Here is a 19,665-nt window from a genome sequence, read left to right as displayed (position 1 = left end):
CGCTTGATTTATATTGAGTTTTTGACCTTCGTAGCGCGCGGGGGCGTGTTTGTTTGAGTAAATCCGGACAAAAAGCCGCCCCAGTCGACAGACCGCCAGATTCACTTGCGGCGGGCGGCCCGCCGTGTCAACGAGCGTTAGCTCCAATCATCCCCGCAGGGGCTCAGGAAAAGCACGCTCATGACAGCTGTGGACTTCGCCGCGTTCGTCGAGAATCTTGCCGATATCGCCAGCGATACGATTCTGCCCTTCTTTCGAACCGCTCTCGGCGCTGAAGACAAAAATGTCGGCGGCGCTTTCGATCCTGTGACGGAAGCGGATCACGCGGCCGAATCGGCCATGCGACGGCTTATTATCGAAACCTTTCCTCACCACGGCATCATTGGCGAGGAGTTCGGGTCGGTGCGGAGCGACGCGGACTATGTCTGGGTGCTGGATCCAATCGACGGGACCAAGAGCTTCATCGCCGGCATGCCGACCTGGGGCAGCCTCATCGGTCTACTGCGCGAGGGATCTCCAACCTATGGGATGATCGTTCAGCCTTTCACCCGCGAGCGCTTCGTCGGGGATGGCGTCGGCGCCCTCTGGCGCGGGCCCGGAGCCAATCGAGAGGTGATCGAGCGCAAACTGAAGACGCGCGCCTGCGGCGATCTGTCGAAAGCGACTTTGCTGACCACGTCGCCGCTTCTCTACGCTGAATCGAAGCTTCCCGCCTTTCGCCGCGTCGAGGAGCGGGTCCGCCTCTCCCGCTACGGCGGCGATTGCTACGCTTTCGCCATGCTGGCCGCGGGTCACGTCGATTGCGTGATCGAATCGGGGCTCAAAATCTATGATATCGCGCCGCTCATCCCAATCATCGAAGGCGCGGGCGGGATTGTGACGAACTGGGATGGCGGCAGCGCGACGCAGGGCGGGGACATCGTCTCGAGCGGCAGCGCCGAACTGCACGACACGGTCCTCAAGCTGCTTCAAGGGTGAATCTCCCCGCGCGGCGGACGACGGGCATGATCAGTTCGGCCCGGATCAACCAGGGCAACGCTCATGGGAAGCGGCGCCGCTTCCCATGAGGAGACATGCTATTCCATGGCGCGCAAAATCGACTCGACGACCTTTTTGGCGTCGCCGAACAGCATCGTCGTATTGGGCCGGAAAAACAGCTCATTTTCGACGCCGGCATATCCCGATCCCATGCCGCGCTTGACGAAAAGCACGTTCTTGGCGTTCTCGACGTCAAGGACGGGCATGCCGTAGATCGGCGACTTCGGATCGGTTTTCGCCGCGGGGTTCGTCACGTCGTTCGCGCCGATGACAAAAGCCACGTCGGCGTGACCGAAGTCCTCATTGATTTCTTCGAGTTCAAAAACTTCGTCGTAAGGCACATTGGCCTCGGCCAGCAGAACGTTCATGTGGCCCGGCATGCGCCCGGCGACGGGATGGATCGCATATTTCACGTCCGCGCCATGCTTCTTCAGGACGTCGGCCATCTCCCGCAACGCATGTTGCGCCTGGGCGACCGCCATGCCGTAGCCCGGCACGACGATGACCTTTTTCGCCGCTTTCAGCAGTTTCGCCGCTTCTTCGGGCGTACCCTGCTTGACCGGGCGCGTTTCGGCGACAGCTCCGGCGGCGCCCGCGGCGGGAGCCGCCGTTTCGCCGCCAAAACCGCCCGCGATCACCGAGATGAAAGAGCGGTTCATCCCCTTGCACATGACGTAGGACAGAATGGCGCCTGATGAGCCGACGAGCGCGCCGGTGATGATCAGGGCGAGATTGCTCAAGGTGAAGCCGATGCCGACGGCGGCCCAGCCCGAATAGGAGTTGAGCATGGAAATGACGACCGGCATGTCGGCGCCGCCGATCGGCACGATCAAAAGCACGCCAAGCGCGAAGGCGACTATGGCGATGGCCCAGAAAACGACATGATCGCCGGTCGACGAAAACGCGATGATGAAAAGAAAGAGCAGAACGCCGAGAGCTATGTTGATCAGGTGCCGGTGCGGCAGGAGAATCGGCTTGCCGGACATGCGGCCGTCGAGTTTCAGAAAGGCGATGACCGATCCTGTGAAGGTGATCGCGCCGATCGCCGCCCCGAGCGACATTTCAACGAGGCTGCCGGCGTGAATTGGCGAGCCGAGCGCGAAGGCCCGCGGAGCGTTGAGGGCGCTCGCCGCGACGAGCACGGCGGCGAGGCCGACGAGCGCGTGAAACAGGGCGACGAGCTGCGGCATCGCCGTCATTTGAATGGTGCGCGCGCGCCACGTCCCGATGGCGCCGCCGATGGCGATGCCCGCGATCACGATGAGAAGGGAAAAGGCGCTCGCCGGCGGCTGATAGAACAGCGTGGTGACAATGGCGATCGCCATGCCGATCATGCCGGCGTGATTGCCTCGCCGCGACGTTTCCGGGGAGGACAGACCCCGCAGCGCGTAAATAAAGAGCAGACCAGATGCGAGATAGAGCAGGGCCGCGAGATTGGCGTTCATCGATCAGCCCTTTTTCTTATACATCGCGAGCATGCGTTCGGTGACAAGAAAGCCGCCGAAGATATTGACCGACGCGAGGACGAGGGCGATGAAACCGAAAATCTTGGCTGCGAGGGCGCCGGCGCCCCCTCCGGCATGATCGCCGACCTCGACGCCCGCCGACAGCAGCGCTCCGACGACGATGACGGAGGAAATCGCGTTGGTGACCGACATCAGCGGCGTATGCAGGGCGGGTTTTACAGACCAGACGACGTAATAGCCGACGACCACGGCGAGCGCGAAAATCGCAAGGCGGAAGACGATCGGATCGATGACGCCGCCGGTCGCGGCATGAGCGCCGCCCGCCAGCTGATCGGCGTAGGTTTCCGCGTTTTCGGCGGCGTGGCGCGCCGCCGCGACAGCCTCATGCAGCCTTTGTAGAGCTTCTTGATCGATCTCGTTGGCCATCCGTGCCTCTCCCTCCGGTAGTAACATTTTTGACGGGGTCTATCTGATTGACAGCCCTTGCCGCCCGCCTCTGGCGTCACGGCCCGGTCTGATTGGCGCCTTTGCCGGATCGCGTTCTTTGCCTCGGTTTGGCGGCGCCCGTCGGAGCTGGCGAAGCGTCGGGCGCAGCCTCGGCCTCGGGCTGAGCGGCCGGCTCGATCGTCGGGGCGGAGGATTCAGGGCGGTCGTCCGGCATCTCGGGCGCCTGCGCTGTGGCCGTCGCCTGGAAGTTTGGATGCGTGAGCGCTCCTTCCCGCGTTAGAACGGTCGCCTTGACGATTTCATCGTCCCAGTTGATCGCGAGATTTTTCGTTTCGGGGTCAATCAGGGGTTTGAGGAAGGCAAGCAGGTTTCGGGCATAAAGCGCCGAGGCCGTGGCCGGAACGCGCCCGGCGACGTTCAGATTGCCGATGATCTTGACGCCATTATCGGTGACGACGGTCTCGCCCGGCCTTGAGAGCTCGCAATTGCCGCCGCGCTCGACGGCGAGATCGATGATGATCGAGCCCGGCTGCATCGAGCGCACCATCTCGGCGGTGATGAGGATCGGAGCGGCGCGTCCGGGAATGAGCGCGGTCGTGACGACAATATCCTGCTTGGCGATATGGGAGGCGGTGAGGGCCGCCTGCTTTGCCTGATATTCGGGGGACATCGGCTTGGCGTAGCCGGCCGCGGTTTCGGCCGCGGCGAATTCATCGTCCTCAACGGCGATGAATTTCGCGCCGAGCGAGAGCACTTGCTCTTTGGTTGCTGGCCGGACGTCGGTCGCAGTCACGACGCCGCCGATCCGCCGCGCCGTCGCGATCGCCTGCAGGCCCGCGACGCCGACGCCCATGATGAAGATGCGGGCCGGCTGGACTGAGCCGGCAGCCGTCATCATCATGGGAATGGCGCGTTCATAGGCCGAGGCGGCGTCGATGACGGCGCGATAGCCGGCGAGATTGGCCTGGCTTGACAGCACGTCCATCGTTTGAGCCCGCGTGATGCGCGGGATCAGCTCCATCGCAAACGCGCTGACGCCGGCGCCGGCGAGCGACTGCAATGCGTCAATGTGGTCGTAAGGGTCCAGAATGGCGAGGACGACGGCGCCGGGTTTGACGCCGGCGAGTTCCGCGGCTGCCGGGCGCCGCACCCGAAGCACGACGTCGGCGTCCTTTACAGCGGCGGCGGCGTCGGGCGCGATCGTCGCTCCGGCGGCGGCATAAGCTTCGTCCAATATCGCGGAGTTGCGGCCGGCGCGCGTCTCGACCGTGACTTCCGCGCCGAGCGCGGCGAGCGATTTCACCGTCTCGGGGGTCGCCGCGACGCGGCTCTCAATGGCGTCGTTTTCGGCTTGGACGGCTATGCGCATATAAAATTCTCCGATTGTCAGCGAGCTTTGGAGGCCAGAGGCTCAGTGCGGCCGGCGGGGCGCCGGCGGTCGGATGGAAAGCTTAGCCTGCTATGATGGCCAATAAAATAAGGATGCCAGCCACTCCGGCGGCGCTGAAAGTGAGCAGGCGCAAGAACATTTTATACGTTTTTTCATGTTCCTCGTGATCGAGGCCCGAGGGGCTGATGGATTGCGCGTGATCGTTCGTCATTGATCAGTCTCCTCCCGATGTGACATCCGCGAAGCTTTGGCCGCGAAGCTTTGGCCACGAGCGTTGGCCACGAAGCTTTGGCAATGAATCCCTCCCCATGCAAGAGGGCAAGCGGGAAAGCGCGACAATTTTGCATTCAGGCGGGGGGCCTCCCGAGAGATGTTTTGATCAATCCGGCGACGCGAGCCCGACGGCGGCGAGGGCGGCTGTCTGGCGTTCGCGCAACGCCTCGGCCGAAAAGGTTCCGATCGCCTCATTGAACATGCGATGGAAGTTTAAGCGGGCGTCGAGATGCAGAAAGGCGCCGCCGAGGCCGATCGCGGCGCGATCCATGAAGACGAATTCGCGCGGCACCCGGACTGGCCCGTTTTTCTTCAGGGCCTGATGCACGAGAAAGGCCTGTTTGCGGCCGTATTGCGCCGGCGCGACGCCATCGGCCACAGTGCGCACGCGGTCGTCGAGCAGGGGCCCGTAGATGAATCGCGCCCAGATGTTCAAGATCTCGGCTAACTCTTTGGTCAGTCCCTGAAATCCCCAGGTCTCATAGGCATGGAATGTGCGCGGAAAATCATTGTGGAGCAGGCCCTCATAGAGATCCACCACGCCGCCGACGAATTTTGGCGTGAAGATGCGGATACAGCCATAATCCAGCAGGTTAATGCCTGCCGCGCTTGCGACGTCATCCGCCGAATGCCCGCGCTCGTTGAAAACCGTATAATTGCCAAGGTGCGGATCGCCGTGGATGACGCCGAACTGGCTGAACGGAATCCACCAGGCTTTGAACATTGCCGCCGCGATGCGCGCCCGCGCGGCCTCGTCCGCTCCGGTAAAACTGAGTAATTTGCCGCCTTCGAGCCAATCCATCGTGAGGAGGCGCGCAGTCGAGAGGTCGCGGCGAATGCGCGGGACGCGAATGTCGTCAAAACGGGAGAGAATGCCAGCGTAGAGCGCCGCATGCTTCGCCTCGCGCTCATAGTCGAGCTCCTCGCGGACGCGCTCGCCGATCTCCTGCGTCATTTCCCGCGTATCGATGACGGGGTTGAGGCGCCGGTGCAGCGCGAACAAGACTTCGAGCTGGCTGAGGTCGGCCTCGACGGCCGATTTCATATCGGGGTATTGCAGCTTGCAGGCGAGCGGAGCGTCATCCTCGGCGGCGGCCCGATGGACCTGACCGAGCGAGGCCGCGGCCGCGGGGTGCAGCTCGAAGCTTTTGAAACGCTGCCGCCAGTCCGGCCCGAGTTCGGCCTGCATCCGCCGCTTGACGAAAGCCGCGCCCATCGACGGCGCATCGCTCTGCAGCTTTTGCAGTTCGTCTGCATATTCGGGCGGGAGCACGTCCGGGATCGTCGCCATCATCTGGGCGACCTTCATCATTGGACCCTTGAGACCGCCGAGCGCTCGCGCCAGAGCGGCCGCGTTGCCGGCGTCGCCGCCGCGCGAACCGATGAGGCGCGCCCCGGCGATGCGGGCGGCGACCCCTCCGACATTCGCGCCGACGCGGGCGTAGCGCGCCGCGCGAGCTGAAAAGCGATTTGCTTCGTCGTCCCTCATGCAGATCCCTGGAAACACGAACCCGCAGGAGAGACAAGCCTCTCGAACAAAGTCACGCGTCAAACGCAGGACGCAGTGAGCCTGATCAATATTCCTCTTCGATCCTGCTCCGGCGTCCTGACCATTTGACTAGAGTTGATCGCCGGGGCGCCTGTCAACGCACGCCTGCGTCAATGCATCCATCGAAACACGGAGCGCGAGCCGCCGGCGGCGCCCTCAGCTTCCCGAAAGTTCAGCTTCGAGGCGCGCGTCGAGTTCGGCGAAATCGACGCGGACCTCGACGGCGTTGTCTTCGGTCCGCCGCGAACGGAAGCCGTGCTCGGCCACCATTTGCAGCATCTTGAAGTTGTCCGCGGAAATAGTCCCCGTGACCGCCTTCAGCCCGCGCCGTCTCGCGCAGAGAAGGATTTCGGTCATGAGCTGATATCCGAGGCCGTGCGCCTTGAAGTCGGAGCGCACCATAATGTCATATTCGGCCGTTTCGGAATCTGCATGCTCTTGTGCGATGTGCACGATGCCGAAGATTTCCTCGGGGCCCGACTCCGGCAAGGTTGTCGCGATGATGGCCGCCTCCGTTTCCGGATCAAGGCTTGTGAATTTTTCGGCCATTTTACCGGCGAAATCATGCACAGCGCCGAGGCAACGGAAATGAATGTCCTCCGGCGAGGCATGGGAAAACATCTCTTCGAGACGCGCCCTGTCGTCGGGGCGCACGTAACGAAGCTGAAACAGCTCACCGTCCGGGAGCTTGATCGTATGTTGACGGTCTGACCGTCTGATCGGCTTGTTCATGAAGTTGGGCCTCATTGACCTTTTATTTTCAGCCGCGCCGCGAACAGGGTCACGCAGCGGCGCGAATCAAGCGGCGTCTTCAGCGCTTTGGCTTGATTGTTCGTTAAGATTGACAGAGAAGATGCCGTGAGCATGACAGAGCGGGCTGTCGCGGGACCGATCGGCCTTTCGACAACACCCGCGGCGCTATTCCTGCTCGGTTTCGAACTACGTCGAATTGGCGTGGATCGGCCTTCTCTCGTCATCCATATATGCCTGCGCCCGAGTAATTTCGCAAGTGCAGCATTTGGCGTCCGCGCCGGGGCGCCTCGCGAGTTGACCGTTTCAGCCGGTGCGGCGGCGAGAAGTCGCAGCCGCACAAATGCTCCGGCGCGATCTATGCGGCGGCGATGATGTGAAAGAAACTGCCGCTCGTTTGCCCGCGCCGGCCGCCTTCCATGCGTTCGGCGCCGCCATGCGCGTCCCGAACCAGGGCGAAGGGGGCGTCGGTCTCGCTGGCGGCCAATGTTGTCGCATAATGGAACTCATGGCCGCGCAGGCTCGATCCAGCGGCGCCCAAGGAGTGGGCGGCGGCGAGCCGCGCATCCCGATAACCAAGGTTGAGCTTTCGCTCAGCGAAACTGAAGCTCGCCGCGAGCAACCCGGCCATAGGATGCGCCTCGCCCGATTTGTCGACGAGGCTCTGGCCCAGCACCATATAGCCGCCGCATTCGCCGTGCACCGGCCTCCTCGCGGCAAACCGGCGGAGTCCTGCGAGAAACTGGCCGGAGGCGGCGAGCTTGCCGGCATGAAGCTCGGGATAGCCGCCGGGAAGCCAACAGAGGTCGCAGTCAGGGGACGGCGCCTCATCGGCCAGAGGCGAAAAGAAGCTGAGTTCCGCGCCGAGCCTGCGCCAGCCCTCCAAAATATGCGGATAGAGAAAAGAAAATGCGATATCCCGCGCGATGGCGATGCGCTGCGCTGGCGGGCGCAGGGCGGCGACCGGCGCCTGTCCGGGAAAAGATCCCGCGCCGGCCGACGCGACAATGGCGTTGAGGTCGCAATGCGCGCCGACGAAGGCCGCGATGGCGTCAAGCAGGGCGTCGAGACCCGCGATTTCCTCCGCCTGAACGAGTCCGAGATGACGTTCCGGCAAGTCGATTTTTGTCGTTCGCGGCAGGGCGCCGAGGACGGGAACGCCCAGCGCTTCAATCGCTTGCGCCGCGAGCCTTCGGTGGCGCTCGCTCGCGACGCGGTTCAAAATGACGCCAGCGATGTTGACGCGCGAATCATAGGTCGCGCAGCCCTTGACCACGGCGGCGGCCGATTGCGCCTGACCGCTGACGTCGACGCAGAGGAGAACCGGCCAGCCGAGCGCCGCCGCGACGTCCGCCGATGCTCCGCTGCGCCCGGGCCGCGCGATGACGCCGTCGAAAAGCCCCATCGAGCCCTCGCAGAGCACAAGATCGCAAGGCTCGCCATCCTTTGTCAGGCCGGCGGCGCCGGCGAGGGCGCACAGAAGCGGGGGGTCCATCGCCCAGCTGTCGAGATTGACGCTGTTTTGCCCGGTGGCGGCGGCGTGGAAGGCCGGATCAATATAATCCGGCCCGCATTTGGCGGCGCCGACGGCAAGGCCCTTGTTCCTGAAGGCGCGCATCAGACCAAGGGTCAGCACGGTCTTGCCGCTGCCGGAGCGCGGCGCGGCGATCAGAAGGCCGCGCGGAAAGCTCATCGCTCTCCCCCGCGAAAGCGGCGCTGATAATCCTTGTCGTAGAGCGCGCTCTCGCGGAAATCGCGCGCCTTAAGAACCTCGCCGACGAAGATCAAAGCGGTGCGCTCCATCGGCGCGGCGGCGAGCTGTTTGGCGATCGTTGCGAGCGTTCCGCGTAAAATCGTCTCGTCCGGCCAGGACGCGCGAAACACGATCGCCACGGGGCAATTGGCGCCGTAATGGGGCGTCAGCTCCGCGACCACGCGGTCGATGGCGTGAATGGAAAGGTGGATTGCGAGCGTCGTTCGCGTCGCGGCGAAAGCCGCGAGCGTTTCACGCGCCGGCATGGACGAGGCGCGCCCTTGCGTTCGGGTAAGCACGAGCGATTGCGCGACCTCCGGCAAGGTGAGTTCCGTGCGCAAAGCCGCCGCGGCGGCGGCGAAAGCTGGAACGCCGGGCGTGATCGTATAGGGAATGGCGAGCTGGTCGAGGCGGCGTAGCTGTTCGCCCATGGCGCTCCAGATCGAAAGATCGCCGGAATGCAGGCGCGCCACGTCCTCGCCCGCCTCATGGCTGCGCAAAAATTCGGCCTCGATCTGATCAAGGTCCATGGCCGAGGTGTCGATGATCCGCGCGCCCACCGGGCAATGCTCAAGCAGCGCGCGCGGAACAAGCGAGCCGGCAAAAAGACAGACGGGGCAGCGCGCGATGAGATCGCGGCCGCGCACCGTGATGAGATCGGGCGCGCCGGGTCCGGCCCCGATGAAATGAATGGTCATGATTGACGCTCTTTCGCGATGGCGCAGCTGGCGCAGGAGTCGCTGATGCGGGCGAGGATCAGTTCGGCGCCGGCGCCCGCCCCGGCCAGCGCGGCGGTCTCGGCGATCGACGGCAGGCCGAACATGTCGATGACTTTTTCCGATCGTGTCACTGCTCGTGGAGCCGCCTCGTCGAGAAGCTTGGGATCAAGAAAGACGAGCGGCATTTCAAGCTTTGCCGCCGCCGCGATCAGGCCGGGCTCCAAGCTCTTCGCCTGATGCGAGTAAAGTGCGGCAGGCGAACCCTCGCAATGCGCGCGGGCGATGGCGCGGCGCACCAGCGCCACGATGATCTCGCTGGCGCAATCTTTTCGGCATCCGACGCCGATTGCGATTTTCATTTCGTCACCGCCCATTGCGTGATGGGCATGGCCGGGCGCCAGCCGTGAAAACCGCCCAGAGGATCGGCCCGCGCGATCTCGATTTTCGTCAGATCGCCGCCATGCGTCTTGAAGCGGCGGAAAAGCTCCGCCTGAGCCTCAAGCGTCACGGCGTTGACGACGAGCCGCCCGCCTGGCGCAAGCGCCGCGAAAGCCGCCTCGAAGATCGCGGGATCGCTGGAGCCGCCGCCGACGAAGATTGCTTGCGGCGGCGGCAGCTTCGAGAGAGCACCTGGCGCCTTGCCGCAAATGATGTCGATTTGCGGCGCGCCAAGATGTCTGGCGTTGCGCGCGATCCGCTCCGCCCGGTCAGGGCGCGCTTCGATCGCTATGGCGCGATTGGCGGGGTCGAGCAGGAGCCATTCGATGGCGATCGAGCCGCAGCCTGCGCCGATATCCCATAACAGATCCCCGCGCCGGGGCGTCAGCGCCGACAAAGTGAGGGCGCGGATATTGCGCTTGGTCAGCTGACCGTCATGCTCAAACAGGCCGTCGTCCAATCCGGCGCCGATTGGCAAAAAACATGATCTCGGCTCAAGCGGAATTTCCACGGCGACCAGATTGAGCGGATTGATCTCCTCAATATCGAAGGCTTCAGCAAGGCTCGACCGGATGCGTTCTCTCTCGCCGCCCATCGCCTCCATGACGGTGATGCGTGACGTCCCCAGTCCTCGCTCGCATAAAAGCTTCGCAATGCGTGGCGGGGTCGTCTCGTCCCAGGAGAGGCACAGGAGTTTTCCGCCGGGTTGGATGGCGGGGATGAAGCGTTCGAAGTCGCGCCCATGGAGTGAAATAAGATCGCAGTTTTGCAGGCTCCAGTGCAGCCTTGCCGCGGCGAGGCTGAAGGCCGAGGGCGACGGAATGCAGAGCATTTCATCATGCGCGACATGCGCCGAAAGAAGGGCGCCGACGCCGTAGAAAAACGGATCGCCGGATGCAAGGACACAGACCGGCTCCCCCCGCCGCGCCAGAATCCGGGGCAGGGCCTGCGTGATCGGAGATGGCCAGATCATCGTCTCGACGCCGAGGGGACCGGCGAGCGCGAGATGGCGCGCGCCGCCGATGACGATTGAGGCTTGCGCGAGCAGCTCTCGCGCGGCAGGAGTGAGGCCGTCGACGCCGTCCTCGCCGATGCCGATGAGGGAGAGCCAGGGCTTTCCGGGCGCAGGCGACGCGGTCATGGCGCGAGCGGACAGGAGCTGGAGACAGAAAGATGAGGGTTCTCGTGCTTGGCGGCGCCTCCGAGGCAAGCGCGCTCGCAACGCTCCTCGCGGCGCGAAGCGACGTTGAGGCGATCATGTCTTTCGCCGGACGCACCAAGGCGCCCGTCGCGCCGCCTATTCCCTTGCGTATCGGCGGCTTTGGCGGCGCGGACGGTCTTGCGGCCTATCTCGCAGCCGAGCGCATCGACGTCCTTGTCGACGCCACTCATCCTTTTGCCGAACAGATCTCGCGCAACGCGCGGATCGCTGCGGCAAGAGCAAATATGCCGCTCATCATATTGTCGCGGCCTGCCTGGGCGCGGGAAACTGGCGATCGCTGGATCGAGGTTCCAGACATGGCGAGCGCGGTCGGCGCGCTCGGGGATAAAAGCCGCCGCGTCTTTCTCGCCATCGGACGGTTGCAGCTCGCAGCCTTCGAGGCTGCGCCGCAGCATTTCTATCTCATCCGCAGCATTGATCCGGTCGCGCCCGCTTTCCCGCATTGCCGCGCCATCGCCGCGCGCGGGCCCTTTGACGCCGATGCGGAAGAGCGCCTTCTGCGCGATGAAATGATTGACGTCATCGTTGCGAAGAACAGCGGCTCTCCGGCTGTGTTCGGCAAGATTCTTGCCGCGCGCCGGCTTGGCCTTCCCGTCATCATGGTCGAGCGTCCATATGACGCCTTGAACGCCGCGCATGATCCCGCGGAGGCGCTTGATCTGATCCTGCGTCATGGCGCGCGTCCGGCGCTGCGCGGCGTGTAGACGAAGGGTTCGCCCGCGCCTCGCACGATCACTTTGGTTTCGCTCGATCCGATGATGACCAGCGTCGCCATGTCGGCGAGGCCGGGCTCGGCGTCCGCAAGCGTCGTGACGATGATGCGCTCGTCCGCGCGGCCGATGGATTTGGCGAACATCACCGGCGTCCGCTCCGCCTTATGCTGGCGCAGCAAAGCAAAGGCGGCGCGGATCTGATCGCGGCGTGTTTTTGAGGCCGGATTATAGAAGGCCATGACGAAATCGCCTTGCGCCGCGGCAATCAATCTTTTCTCGACGAGCGCCCAAGGCTTGAGATTATCCGACAAAGAGATCGCGCAGAAATCATGACCGAGCGGCGCGCCCAATCGCGCCGCTGCCGCCTGCATCGCGGAGATGCCGGGCGACACTGCGACGTCGATCTCGCGCCACGCCGGCTCGCCGTGATCGATCGCCTCGAACACCGCCGCGGCCATGGCGAAAACGCCGGGATCGCCCCCCGACACCACAGCGACATGACGCCCTTCTTGCGCCAGGCGCAAGGCGGCGCGCGCGCGATCAATCTCGACTCTGTTGTCGCTGCCGTGCCGGACTTGCCCGGCGCGCTGCGGGCAGCGTTCGACATAGGGCGCATAGCCGACAAGATCGGTCGCCTCCGCGAGAATCCTCGAGGCCTCGGGCGTGATCCACTCCGCAAGGCCGGGGCCCAGTCCGACGACGCGCAGCGAGCCGGAGGCGCTGTTCGCCGCGCTCATGGCCGCCTGCCTTGCCCGGGAATGAGAATCATCGAGAAATAGGGCGCGAGATCGTCGGTCTTGTCTTCGAGGCGGATGATCCTTTCGGCTTCCTGCGTGCCATGTTCGACATAGATCGCGGCGCCCTCGCGGCCGGCCTCGCGGATCGCCGCGCGGACTTTGCCGAGGTTGGCGCCGAGCTTCATGATGATGGCGGCGTCGCACGCCCCAAGGCGCTGCGCGAGATCCTCTCCGCCGAGCGTAGCTGGCAGAACGCTCAACACGTCGTCGCCCCAGGTGATCGGAACTTTGGCGGCGCTCCAGCAGCCGGACATGCCCGTGACGCCGGGAATGACTTCCACAGCGAAGCGGTCCTTCAGCCGTACGTAAAGATGCATGAACGAACCATAAAATAGGGGATCGCCTTCGCAGATGAGGGCGACGTCCCGACCGGCCGACAGATGATCCGCTATCCTTTGCGTCGCGTCCTCATAGAAGGCGCGCAATGTCTCGACATAGACGGGATCGCTGAAATGCTTTTCCGTCGTTATGGGATAGAGGAGTGGCAGTTCGAGGCATGTCGGACATAGCCAGCGGTCTACGATGGCGCGCGCCTGTCCGCGCCGGCCTTTTTTGGCGAAATAGGCGACGATGGGCGCGGAGCCCAGAATCTTGGTCGCCTTGACGGTCAAGAGATCGGGATCGCCTGGGCCGAGGCCGACGCCGTAGAGCCGCCCGGAAGCGGGCGCAGACGCGATCATTCGGCGTCCCCCGCCAGCGCGTTGAGTGCGGCCGCCGTCATGGCGCTCCCGCCTTTGCGTCCGCGCATAGTGATGTAAGGCGCCGGCGCCAGTTCGATCAGCGCTTCTTTTGATTCCGCCGCGCCGACAAAGCCGACCGGCATGCCGATGATGCAGGCGGGCCGCGCGGACATGTGCTCCAGCATGTCGATCAGATGAAACAGAGCCGTCGGCGCATTGCCGATGGCGACCACCGCGCCGTCCAGCCGCTCGCGCCAGAGCTCCAACGCCGCGGCGCTGCGCGTATTGCCGATCTCTCGTGCGAGCTCGGCGACGGAGAGGTGATCGAGCGTGCAGATAACTTCGTTGCGGCTCGGCAGGCGCGATCTCGTCACGCCATTTGCGACCATCTTGGAGTCGCAAAGGATCGGCGCGCCATCGCGCAGCGCGCGGCGCGCCAGAACCGCTGCGTTTGGCGAAAAGAAAAGATCGTTGGCGATCTCAACCATGCCGCAAGCATGGATGACGCGCACGGCGACGGTCTCTTCATCCGACGTGAAGCGCGTCAGGTCGGCTTCGGCGCGTATCGTCGCAAAGGAGCGCCGGTAAATCTCCGCGCCGTCGCGAATATAGTCGAAGCGATGTCCACTTTGCTGCGCGTTCATATGCATTTGCTTTTCGCGTTTTCGTCAACGCCATGCGTCATGGTTTCCAGCATGTCGCGCGCCGCCGTCAAGGTAAGGTTTTGCGCGGCGCTTGGATCGTAGGGCGTCCCGTTGATGATGAGATCGTAAAGGCCGCCCCTGCCGACCAGCGTCACCGGCGTTGGCCGCGGCCTGGCGCAGCCCTTTTGACAGCCGGACACGTGCAAGGCAATGCTGGCGCCGTTGAACCGTCGCGCGATGGCCGCAAGCGCCAATGCATCCTCGCGCGTTTGCGTCGTCGCGCGTTCGCAGGCGGGAGCGCCGCCGCAGGCCGCGAGGCGAAGCCGCGCATCGTCGGGAGCGACGATGAAATTTGCCGCTGTGAAATGACGCCGCAAAGCGTCGTTCGCCGAGGCGTCCACATGCGGCAGGAGCAGCGCGCGCCAGGGCGTCAATCTGATCTCGGCCGCCGCATAGGTCTCCGCAGCCTGAGCGGCCGCGTCAAGCATGTCGGCGGTGAGTCGGCCAAAGGGCGCGCCAGCGCCAAAGCAAAATGAGTCGTCAAAGCTGATCAGTCCGATCGGGGAAGGCGCCTCGATGCGGCCTTGTTGTCGCGCTGGCGTCGGAGTGAGGCCGGCGGATTCGGCGATGACGGCGGAACCGCATTGTGATATGAGGTCCATCATTCGTCGCGGCGGCTCCGACAGGGCGTCGCCGAGCTTAAGAAAAGAGCGGGCGAGATCGAGGGCCGTTGCGACGACCCTGTTGGGCGCGCAAAAACCGAGACTAACCGCGTCGCTCGATACGCCACCAATCGAAATCGCGAAGTCATCATGCGCATTGCGATAGGCGAAGCGGATGTCGGCGGGCTCGTCCTCGAGCGACAACGCGCCGCCATCATCGATTAGAAAGCCGAATTTGCCGGGCAGGCGATGCAGATCAACCGCCGCGACGAGCGCGGCTTCGAGCGCCTTGCCGATCGGGCCGACGTCAATCGCAGCCCCAAGTCCTGCGAGCGGACTGACCATCACGTTGCGTATGGCTTCGGCGGCCGGATCTTCATCGATGAGGCCGAGCTCGCTCAGCCTTTCTGTAAGAGCGGCGAGCGTGGCTTGAGATACGCCGCGCAACTGCAGATTGCCACGCGCGGAAAGATCGATGAGACGATTGCCACAGGAGCGCGAAGCGTTGGCGATCGCGCGCATCGTTGCGGCGCCGACAATGCCGCCGCTGATGCGAAAGCGCAGGAGAAAACCATCTTTCGCCAGCATCGGGGAGAGCGCGCCGGGGCACCAGCCTCTGCGCAATTCGGTGCGAATTAGCATGAAAGGCTTTCCCGCATCGATGCGAGAGTGTCGAGCGTGGAATTGCGCCGGCCTTGCCAGAAGCCGCGCCGCAGCGCCGCTTCAAAGCGGGCCACGATGCAGAGCGCCGCTTTCGGGTTTTCAGCGACGAGAAAATCGCGCACGTCTGGATCGCCGCAGGTGGCGTCAAAAAGCAGCTCGAAATGCCGGCTCGAGACGGCGTCGCTCATGATGGCGAGCGTGAAAAGATGATCGACGGTCTCCGCGATCTCGGCGCCGCCACGATGGCCGTGGCGCATCTGGCCTCTGATCCAGTGCGGATTGCTGGCCCTGCCGCGCACGATCCGGGCGACTTCCTCGGGCAATGTTCGCACCTTTATCGCGCCGGGCCGCGTCGTCTCCACATGATAGATCGGCGCATCATTGCCAAGCAGTTGCGCGGCCGCGGCGAAGCCGCCTTCATGATCGACGATCGCGTCGGAGTCGAGAAGATCCTGTTCGTCCTGGTCCTGCACATGGATCATTGCGTCGGCGCTTGCGACGCGCTCGGTAAAGCCGGGGCTCGCGATCCCTTCGCCCCGGGCGCCACCATAGGCGTGGGAAGTCGCATCGAGATAGAGCTGGCCAAGTTCTTCGCGCGATAGCGTGGCGTCTGCGTCCATTGCGCGGGAAAGTCCGAGGCCATAGGCCGATGGCGCGGCGCCGAAGATGCGCGAAGGCGCGACGCCGGCCGCACGCCGCGCGGCCGCCAACGGATTAGCCTCGTCATCTTCATCGATTTCAGAGACGGCGCGTACAGCCGAATCGAAAAGCGCGATCTGGGCCGGAAAGACATCACGAAAGAGCCCCGAGATGCGCAGCGTCACGTCGACGCGCGGACGATCGAGCCTCGCCGGAGAGATGATCTCGAAACCGGTGACACGGGAGGAGGCGTTGTCCCAGACCGGCTTGACGCCAAGCAAGGCCAACGCCTGCGCGAGATCATCGCCCCCGGTGCGCATGGTGGCGCTGGCCCAAAGATCCATGACGATTCTCTTTGGCCATTCGCCATTGTCCTGCGCATGACGGCTCAGTACTTCCTGAGCGGCGCGCTGACCGATCTCCCAGGCGGTGCGGGTTGGAACCGCGCGCGGATCGACTCCATAGAGATTGCGGCCCGTCGGCAGCACGTCGATGCGTCCGCGCGATGGCGCACCGCCAGGACCTGGCTGAACGAAACGCCCGTCGAGCGCCGCGAGCAGGCCTTCGCGTTCAGTCTCGGCGCAGCGATCAATCAGCGCAGATAGCGGCGCGGCGTCGCCTGCGCCGTCGGCTTTCGCGAGCGTTGCGACGTTTGCGTCGCGAACCGCCGCCGCCGGCGCACGTCCAAATACATGCAAGCCATCGCCGATGCGCATATCCTTGAGATCGCAAAGCCATGCATCGAGACGCTGCAAGCCCGCCATAGGATCGTCATCGTCATTTAACCCGCAGTCCTGCGCGAGGCCGGTCTCTTCGGCGCGAGCGAGAATGGCTTTGGCGAGCAGTCTGGCGCGCTTGCGATCCAGCATTTCGGCGCTTGCATATTCGTCGAGCAGAGCTTCTATTTCCTGCGCCGCGCCGTGGCTTTGCGCGGATGTTAAGGGCGGCGTCAGATGTCCGATGATCAGGGCGTTCAAGCGGCGCTTGGCCTGCGCCGCTTCGCCCGGATTATTGACGATAAAGGGATAGATGACGGGCGTTGCGCCAAGCACCGCCTCGGGCGCGCAGGCTTCGCTCAATGCAATGGCTTTGCCCGGCAGCCATTCGAGCGTGCCATGTGCGCCGCAGTGAATGATCGCGTGGATGCCGGCGACGCGACGCAGCCAGACATAGAAGGCGACATAGGCGTGGCGCGGCGCCAGAGCGACGTCATGATATTGCGCTTTGCGCTCGGCGCTCGATCCGCGATCGGGCTGCAAGGCGACATAGAAGTTTTGCGCGTGCAAAATTGGGAATGAAAAGAAGCCCTCGATGGAGTATGGGTCAGAGGCGGGATCGCCCCATTGCGCGTTGAGCGTCTCGGTAAAGGGGCGCGGCATGTCGCGCAGCGCCTCTTCGTAATCGGCAAGGCTCAGGCGCCCGGTCGCGGCTCCGGATTCAAGGCTTCGCATGAGATGATCTTCATGCGGCAAAGGTCCGATGGCGTAGCCCGCCTCGCGCAGCATTTCGGCGATCGACGCGACGCTCTTGGCCGTATCGAGACCCACAGCATAGCCGCCGCGTCCCGCCTTGGCCGGATAATCGGACAGGATGCAGGCGAGGCGGCGCTCAGCCGGAGCCGTCTTGCGCAAATCGACCCAGGCTGTTGCAAGGTCCGAGACGAATGCGACGCGTGAATCGCAGGCGGCGTGAACCAATGGCGTGAATTCAAGATCCGGCCGAGGCGGCGCCTGCCTTTTGAAGGCGATCGCGCGCGTGATCAGGCGTCCATCCATCTCCGGCAGAACGACATTCATGGCGAGATCCGCGCCGCAAAGGCCGCGCGGGTCCGCTTTCCATTGTGCTTCGCCAGCGCCGGAGAAGATGACTTGCAGCACGGGGGCGTCGGCTTCATCGAGGACGCTGCCGCCTTCGTCGAGCCGCGCCGAGAAGGCCGTCGCGTTCAAAACCACATCGGGTTGTCCGCATGCAATCGTCTCGTGCAAGAACCTGACGGCTCTGACATCTTTGAGGCTCGTCACGAAGATGGGCTCGACGTCGAATCCGCGCGCGGCGAGCGCGTCGGCGAGCGCGATGATCGGCGCCGTATCGTCAACCAGCATATATGACCGATAAAATATAATGAGCGCGCGCCGCTTGGCCCCACGCGTCAGTCTGCGGGCCGCCGTGAAGACGCCCGCGGCGGCAATAGTCTGCTTTGCGCCCCATACGGCCGGCGCATCGAGGCGAGCCTCGATCCAGTCGAGAACCGCTCCGATATTCCCCGCGCCGCCGCTTTGAAAGCGCGCAAAAATCTCTTTGAGGTCTTCGGCGGCCATGTTGGACGCCTCGGCCAGGCGTTGGTCTTCCGCTGCGTCGCCTGGAATGATGGCGAGCAAGACGCCGTGCGCCCGCGCGACGCGGCAAAATTCCTCGACGCCGTAGCGCCAATAGTCGAGGCCGCCGAGCAGGCGGATCAGAATGAATCGCGATTTGGCGATGACTTTTTCGGCGTAAAGATCGATGGAATAGGGATGCTTGAGGACGGCGAGATTAGCCAGCCGAACGCTCATCGCGCCGCCGGGCCGAGACCGCGCGGCCGCCGCTACAGCGCCGAGATCGCTGTCGGAAAATGAGAGGAACACCAAATCGGCCGGCGTCTGCGCAAGGTCGATGGCGGCTTCGGCCTCATCGAGCGATCGGCTTTCCGTCCGCAAAAGATGCATTCAGCGCTCCAGCATCCGCTTGATCGCGGCGGCGTCGAGGCCCTTTTTCCCAATGATCACGAGGCGCCCGCAGCGCGCCTCGCCCGACTCCCAGGGCCGGTCGAAGCTATGCTGGAACCTGTTGCCGACGCCTTGCACGAGAAGGCGCATCGGCTTGCCGCGCGCCTCGACGAAACCCTTGATCCGCAGCACGTCGTGAGCCTCGGCGACAGCCTCCAGCCGGCGAATGAAAGGGGCGGCCTCGTCAATAGCGTCGACCTCCATGATAAGGCTTTCGAAGTCATCATGGTCGTGCTCGGCTTCTTCATCATGATGCGAGCGCCGGTTCGACACGTCATCTTCGGCGGCGGCGCCAAGGCCGAGCAGAACCCGCGCGTCGATCCGCCCCTGCTGCGACGCGATCACTTTCGTCGCGCGAGGCAGGAGCGCCTTGATGTCAGAAGCGATGCGGGCTTGCTCGGGCGCGGCGATGAGGTCGATCTTGTTCAAGACGATAAGGTCGGCGCAAAGCAATTGGTCTTCAAAGACTTCTTCGAGGGGATTGTCATGGTCGATCGAGGGATCGGCTTGCCGCTGCAGTGCGAGCTTTTCCGGATCGTCAACGAAGCGGCCATCGGCGACGGCCGCTCCATCGACGACGGCGATGACGCCATCGACCGTCAATCGCGCGCGCACGCCCGGCCAGTCGAAAGCCTTGACGAGCGGCTTCGGCAGCGCGAGGCCGGATGTCTCGATGATGATATGTTCAGGCGGCGGATCGAGCGCGAGAAGCCTTTCGATGGCGGGAAGAAAATCATCCGCGACCGTGCAGCAGATGCAGCCGTTGGCGAGTTCGATGATGCTGTCTTCCGCGCAATCGACCTCGCCGCAGCCCTTGAGGATGTCGCCATCGACGCCGATGTCGCCGAACTCATTGATGATCAGGGCGAGACGGCGTCCTCCCGCGCTGGCGAGAATATGGCGGATCAGCGTCGTCTTTCCGGCGCCGAGGAAGCCGGTCACGATGGTCGCGGGAATGCGCGAAAGACGGCTGTGGGAGAGATCGTTCATCAAGCCCCGGTCCTTGAATTGCACGGGGGCTTTTGCCGGCGGCTGTGGCGCAGCCGCCTTCGCCTGC

At 64.0% G+C, this 19,665-nt stretch carries 18 protein-coding genes; 2 read left to right on the top strand and 16 right to left on the bottom strand.

Annotated features, from left to right (window positions below):
• Positions 1–180: 180 nt before the first annotated feature.
• The gene (gene hisN, locus MPC4_RS16810) at positions 181–978 is read left to right on the top strand and encodes a histidinol-phosphatase (RefSeq protein ID WP_174513528.1); all 798 of its coding nucleotides are present in this window, start codon (positions 181–183) and stop codon (positions 976–978) included.
• 98 nt (positions 979–1,076) lie between these two features.
• On the opposite strand, the gene MPC4_RS16805 is transcribed toward hisN, so the two are convergent.
• From MPC4_RS16805 to cbiE, 10 genes are all read right to left on the bottom strand, one after another.
• Complete coding sequence (locus MPC4_RS16805; protein WP_174513527.1) at positions 1,077–2,483, bottom strand: NAD(P)(+) transhydrogenase (Re/Si-specific) subunit beta; 1,407 nt, start codon at positions 2,481–2,483, stop codon at positions 1,077–1,079.
• A gap of 3 nt (positions 2,484–2,486) precedes the next feature.
• Complete coding sequence (locus tag MPC4_RS16800) at positions 2,487–2,930, bottom strand: NAD(P) transhydrogenase subunit alpha part 2 (protein WP_174513526.1); 444 nt, start codon at positions 2,928–2,930, stop codon at positions 2,487–2,489.
• Positions 2,931–3,006: 76 nt separating this feature from the next.
• On the bottom strand, positions 3,007–4,320 hold the full coding sequence (locus MPC4_RS16795; RefSeq protein WP_174513525.1) for a Re/Si-specific NAD(P)(+) transhydrogenase subunit alpha: 1,314 nt from the start codon (positions 4,318–4,320) through the stop codon (positions 3,007–3,009).
• Positions 4,321–4,402: 82 nt separating this feature from the next.
• Positions 4,403–4,552: an aa3-type cytochrome c oxidase subunit IV gene (locus MPC4_RS16790; protein WP_174513524.1), complete on the bottom strand. Its 150-nt coding sequence runs from the start codon at positions 4,550–4,552 to the stop codon at positions 4,403–4,405.
• Between the two features lie 168 nt (positions 4,553–4,720).
• Positions 4,721–6,103 (bottom strand): ABC1 kinase family protein, encoded by a 1,383-nt coding sequence (locus MPC4_RS16785; RefSeq protein WP_174513523.1) that lies wholly within the window; start codon positions 6,101–6,103, stop codon positions 4,721–4,723.
• 216 nt (positions 6,104–6,319) lie between these two features.
• On the bottom strand, positions 6,320–6,895 hold the full coding sequence (locus tag MPC4_RS16780) for a GNAT family N-acetyltransferase (RefSeq protein WP_174513522.1): 576 nt from the start codon (positions 6,893–6,895) through the stop codon (positions 6,320–6,322).
• Between the two features lie 376 nt (positions 6,896–7,271).
• A complete protein-coding gene (locus tag MPC4_RS16775) occupies positions 7,272–8,606 on the bottom strand; it encodes a cobyrinic acid a,c-diamide synthase CobB (RefSeq protein WP_174513521.1) in 1,335 nt (444 codons plus the stop codon).
• Positions 8,603–9,364, bottom strand: coding sequence for a precorrin-4 C(11)-methyltransferase (gene cobM, locus MPC4_RS16770; protein ID WP_174513520.1), 762 nt, complete (start codon positions 9,362–9,364; stop codon positions 8,603–8,605). The genes MPC4_RS16775 and cobM overlap by 4 nt, the downstream gene beginning before the upstream one ends.
• Complete coding sequence (locus MPC4_RS16765) at positions 9,361–9,744, bottom strand: cobalamin biosynthesis protein (RefSeq protein WP_174513519.1); 384 nt, start codon at positions 9,742–9,744, stop codon at positions 9,361–9,363. The genes cobM and MPC4_RS16765 overlap by 4 nt, the downstream gene beginning before the upstream one ends.
• On the bottom strand, positions 9,741–10,964 hold the full coding sequence (cbiE, locus tag MPC4_RS16760) for a precorrin-6y C5,15-methyltransferase (decarboxylating) subunit CbiE (RefSeq protein ID WP_174513518.1): 1,224 nt from the start codon (positions 10,962–10,964) through the stop codon (positions 9,741–9,743). The genes MPC4_RS16765 and cbiE overlap by 4 nt, the downstream gene beginning before the upstream one ends.
• Positions 10,965–10,996: 32 nt before the next feature.
• Between cbiE and MPC4_RS16755 the strand changes: the two genes are divergently transcribed.
• Positions 10,997–11,749 (top strand): cobalt-precorrin-6A reductase, encoded by a 753-nt coding sequence (locus MPC4_RS16755; protein ID WP_174513517.1) that lies wholly within the window; start codon positions 10,997–10,999, stop codon positions 11,747–11,749.
• On the opposite strand, the gene cobJ is transcribed toward MPC4_RS16755, so the two are convergent.
• The 6 genes from cobJ to cobW are packed head-to-tail and all read right to left on the bottom strand — an operon-like array spanning position 11,716 to position 19,598.
• Positions 11,716–12,495 carry a precorrin-3B C(17)-methyltransferase gene (gene cobJ, locus MPC4_RS16750; protein WP_174513516.1) on the bottom strand — a complete coding sequence of 260 codons (780 nt, stop codon included), beginning with the start codon at positions 12,493–12,495 and terminating at the stop codon, positions 11,716–11,718. The two genes, MPC4_RS16755 and cobJ, sit on opposite strands and share 34 nt — an antisense overlap.
• The gene (locus MPC4_RS16745) at positions 12,492–13,235 is read right to left on the bottom strand and encodes a precorrin-2 C(20)-methyltransferase (protein WP_174513515.1); all 744 of its coding nucleotides are present in this window, start codon (positions 13,233–13,235) and stop codon (positions 12,492–12,494) included. The genes cobJ and MPC4_RS16745 overlap by 4 nt, the downstream gene beginning before the upstream one ends.
• On the bottom strand, positions 13,232–13,879 hold the full coding sequence (locus MPC4_RS16740; protein WP_174513514.1) for a precorrin-8X methylmutase: 648 nt from the start codon (positions 13,877–13,879) through the stop codon (positions 13,232–13,234). The genes MPC4_RS16745 and MPC4_RS16740 overlap by 4 nt, the downstream gene beginning before the upstream one ends.
• Positions 13,876–15,183 carry a precorrin-3B synthase gene (gene cobG / locus MPC4_RS16735; RefSeq protein WP_174513513.1) on the bottom strand — a complete coding sequence of 436 codons (1,308 nt, stop codon included), beginning with the start codon at positions 15,181–15,183 and terminating at the stop codon, positions 13,876–13,878. The genes MPC4_RS16740 and cobG overlap by 4 nt, the downstream gene beginning before the upstream one ends.
• A complete protein-coding gene (gene cobN, locus MPC4_RS16730; protein WP_174513512.1) occupies positions 15,177–18,548 on the bottom strand; it encodes a cobaltochelatase subunit CobN in 3,372 nt (1,123 codons plus the stop codon). The genes cobG and cobN overlap by 7 nt, the downstream gene beginning before the upstream one ends.
• The gene (gene cobW / locus MPC4_RS16725; protein WP_174513511.1) at positions 18,549–19,598 is read right to left on the bottom strand and encodes a cobalamin biosynthesis protein CobW; all 1,050 of its coding nucleotides are present in this window, start codon (positions 19,596–19,598) and stop codon (positions 18,549–18,551) included. It lies immediately after the preceding gene.
• Positions 19,599–19,665: the final 67 nt, after the last annotated feature.

Origin of the sequence: Methylocella tundrae, assembly GCF_901905185.1 — a bacterium.
In the GTDB taxonomy this organism is placed as follows: Bacteria; Pseudomonadota; Alphaproteobacteria; order Rhizobiales; family Beijerinckiaceae; genus Methylocapsa; species Methylocapsa tundrae.
The sequence above is the reverse complement of the archived record's forward strand: the minus strand, read 5'-3'. Positions and strand labels throughout refer to the sequence as shown.

Excerpts from the sequence above, each read along its gene's own strand:
- hisN (WP_174513528.1), top strand. The coding sequence starts at position 181 with ATGACAGCTGTGGACTTCGCCGCGTTCGTCGAGAATCTTGCCGATATC.
- MPC4_RS16805 (WP_174513527.1), bottom strand. The coding sequence starts at position 2,483 with ATGAACGCCAATCTCGCGGCCCTGCTCTATCTCGCATCTGGTCTGCTC.
- MPC4_RS16800 (WP_174513526.1), bottom strand. The coding sequence starts at position 2,930 with ATGGCCAACGAGATCGATCAAGAAGCTCTACAAAGGCTGCATGAGGCT.
- MPC4_RS16795 (WP_174513525.1), bottom strand. The coding sequence starts at position 4,320 with ATGCGCATAGCCGTCCAAGCCGAAAACGACGCCATTGAGAGCCGCGTC.
- MPC4_RS16790 (WP_174513524.1), bottom strand. The coding sequence starts at position 4,552 with ATGACGAACGATCACGCGCAATCCATCAGCCCCTCGGGCCTCGATCAC.
- MPC4_RS16785 (WP_174513523.1), bottom strand. The coding sequence starts at position 6,103 with ATGAGGGACGACGAAGCAAATCGCTTTTCAGCTCGCGCGGCGCGCTAC.
- MPC4_RS16780 (WP_174513522.1), bottom strand. The coding sequence starts at position 6,895 with ATGAACAAGCCGATCAGACGGTCAGACCGTCAACATACGATCAAGCTC.
- MPC4_RS16775 (WP_174513521.1), bottom strand. The coding sequence starts at position 8,606 with ATGAGCTTTCCGCGCGGCCTTCTGATCGCCGCGCCGCGCTCCGGCAGC.
- cobM (WP_174513520.1), bottom strand. The coding sequence starts at position 9,364 with ATGACCATTCATTTCATCGGGGCCGGACCCGGCGCGCCCGATCTCATC.
- MPC4_RS16765 (WP_174513519.1), bottom strand. The coding sequence starts at position 9,744 with ATGAAAATCGCAATCGGCGTCGGATGCCGAAAAGATTGCGCCAGCGAG.
- cbiE (WP_174513518.1), bottom strand. The coding sequence starts at position 10,964 with ATGACCGCGTCGCCTGCGCCCGGAAAGCCCTGGCTCTCCCTCATCGGC.
- MPC4_RS16755 (WP_174513517.1), top strand. The coding sequence starts at position 10,997 with ATGAGGGTTCTCGTGCTTGGCGGCGCCTCCGAGGCAAGCGCGCTCGCA.
- cobJ (WP_174513516.1), bottom strand. The coding sequence starts at position 12,495 with ATGAGCGCGGCGAACAGCGCCTCCGGCTCGCTGCGCGTCGTCGGACTG.
- MPC4_RS16745 (WP_174513515.1), bottom strand. The coding sequence starts at position 13,235 with ATGATCGCGTCTGCGCCCGCTTCCGGGCGGCTCTACGGCGTCGGCCTC.
- MPC4_RS16740 (WP_174513514.1), bottom strand. The coding sequence starts at position 13,879 with ATGAACGCGCAGCAAAGTGGACATCGCTTCGACTATATTCGCGACGGC.
- cobG (WP_174513513.1), bottom strand. The coding sequence starts at position 15,183 with ATGCTAATTCGCACCGAATTGCGCAGAGGCTGGTGCCCCGGCGCGCTC.
- cobN (WP_174513512.1), bottom strand. The coding sequence starts at position 18,548 with ATGCATCTTTTGCGGACGGAAAGCCGATCGCTCGATGAGGCCGAAGCC.
- cobW (WP_174513511.1), bottom strand. The coding sequence starts at position 19,598 with ATGAACGATCTCTCCCACAGCCGTCTTTCGCGCATTCCCGCGACCATC.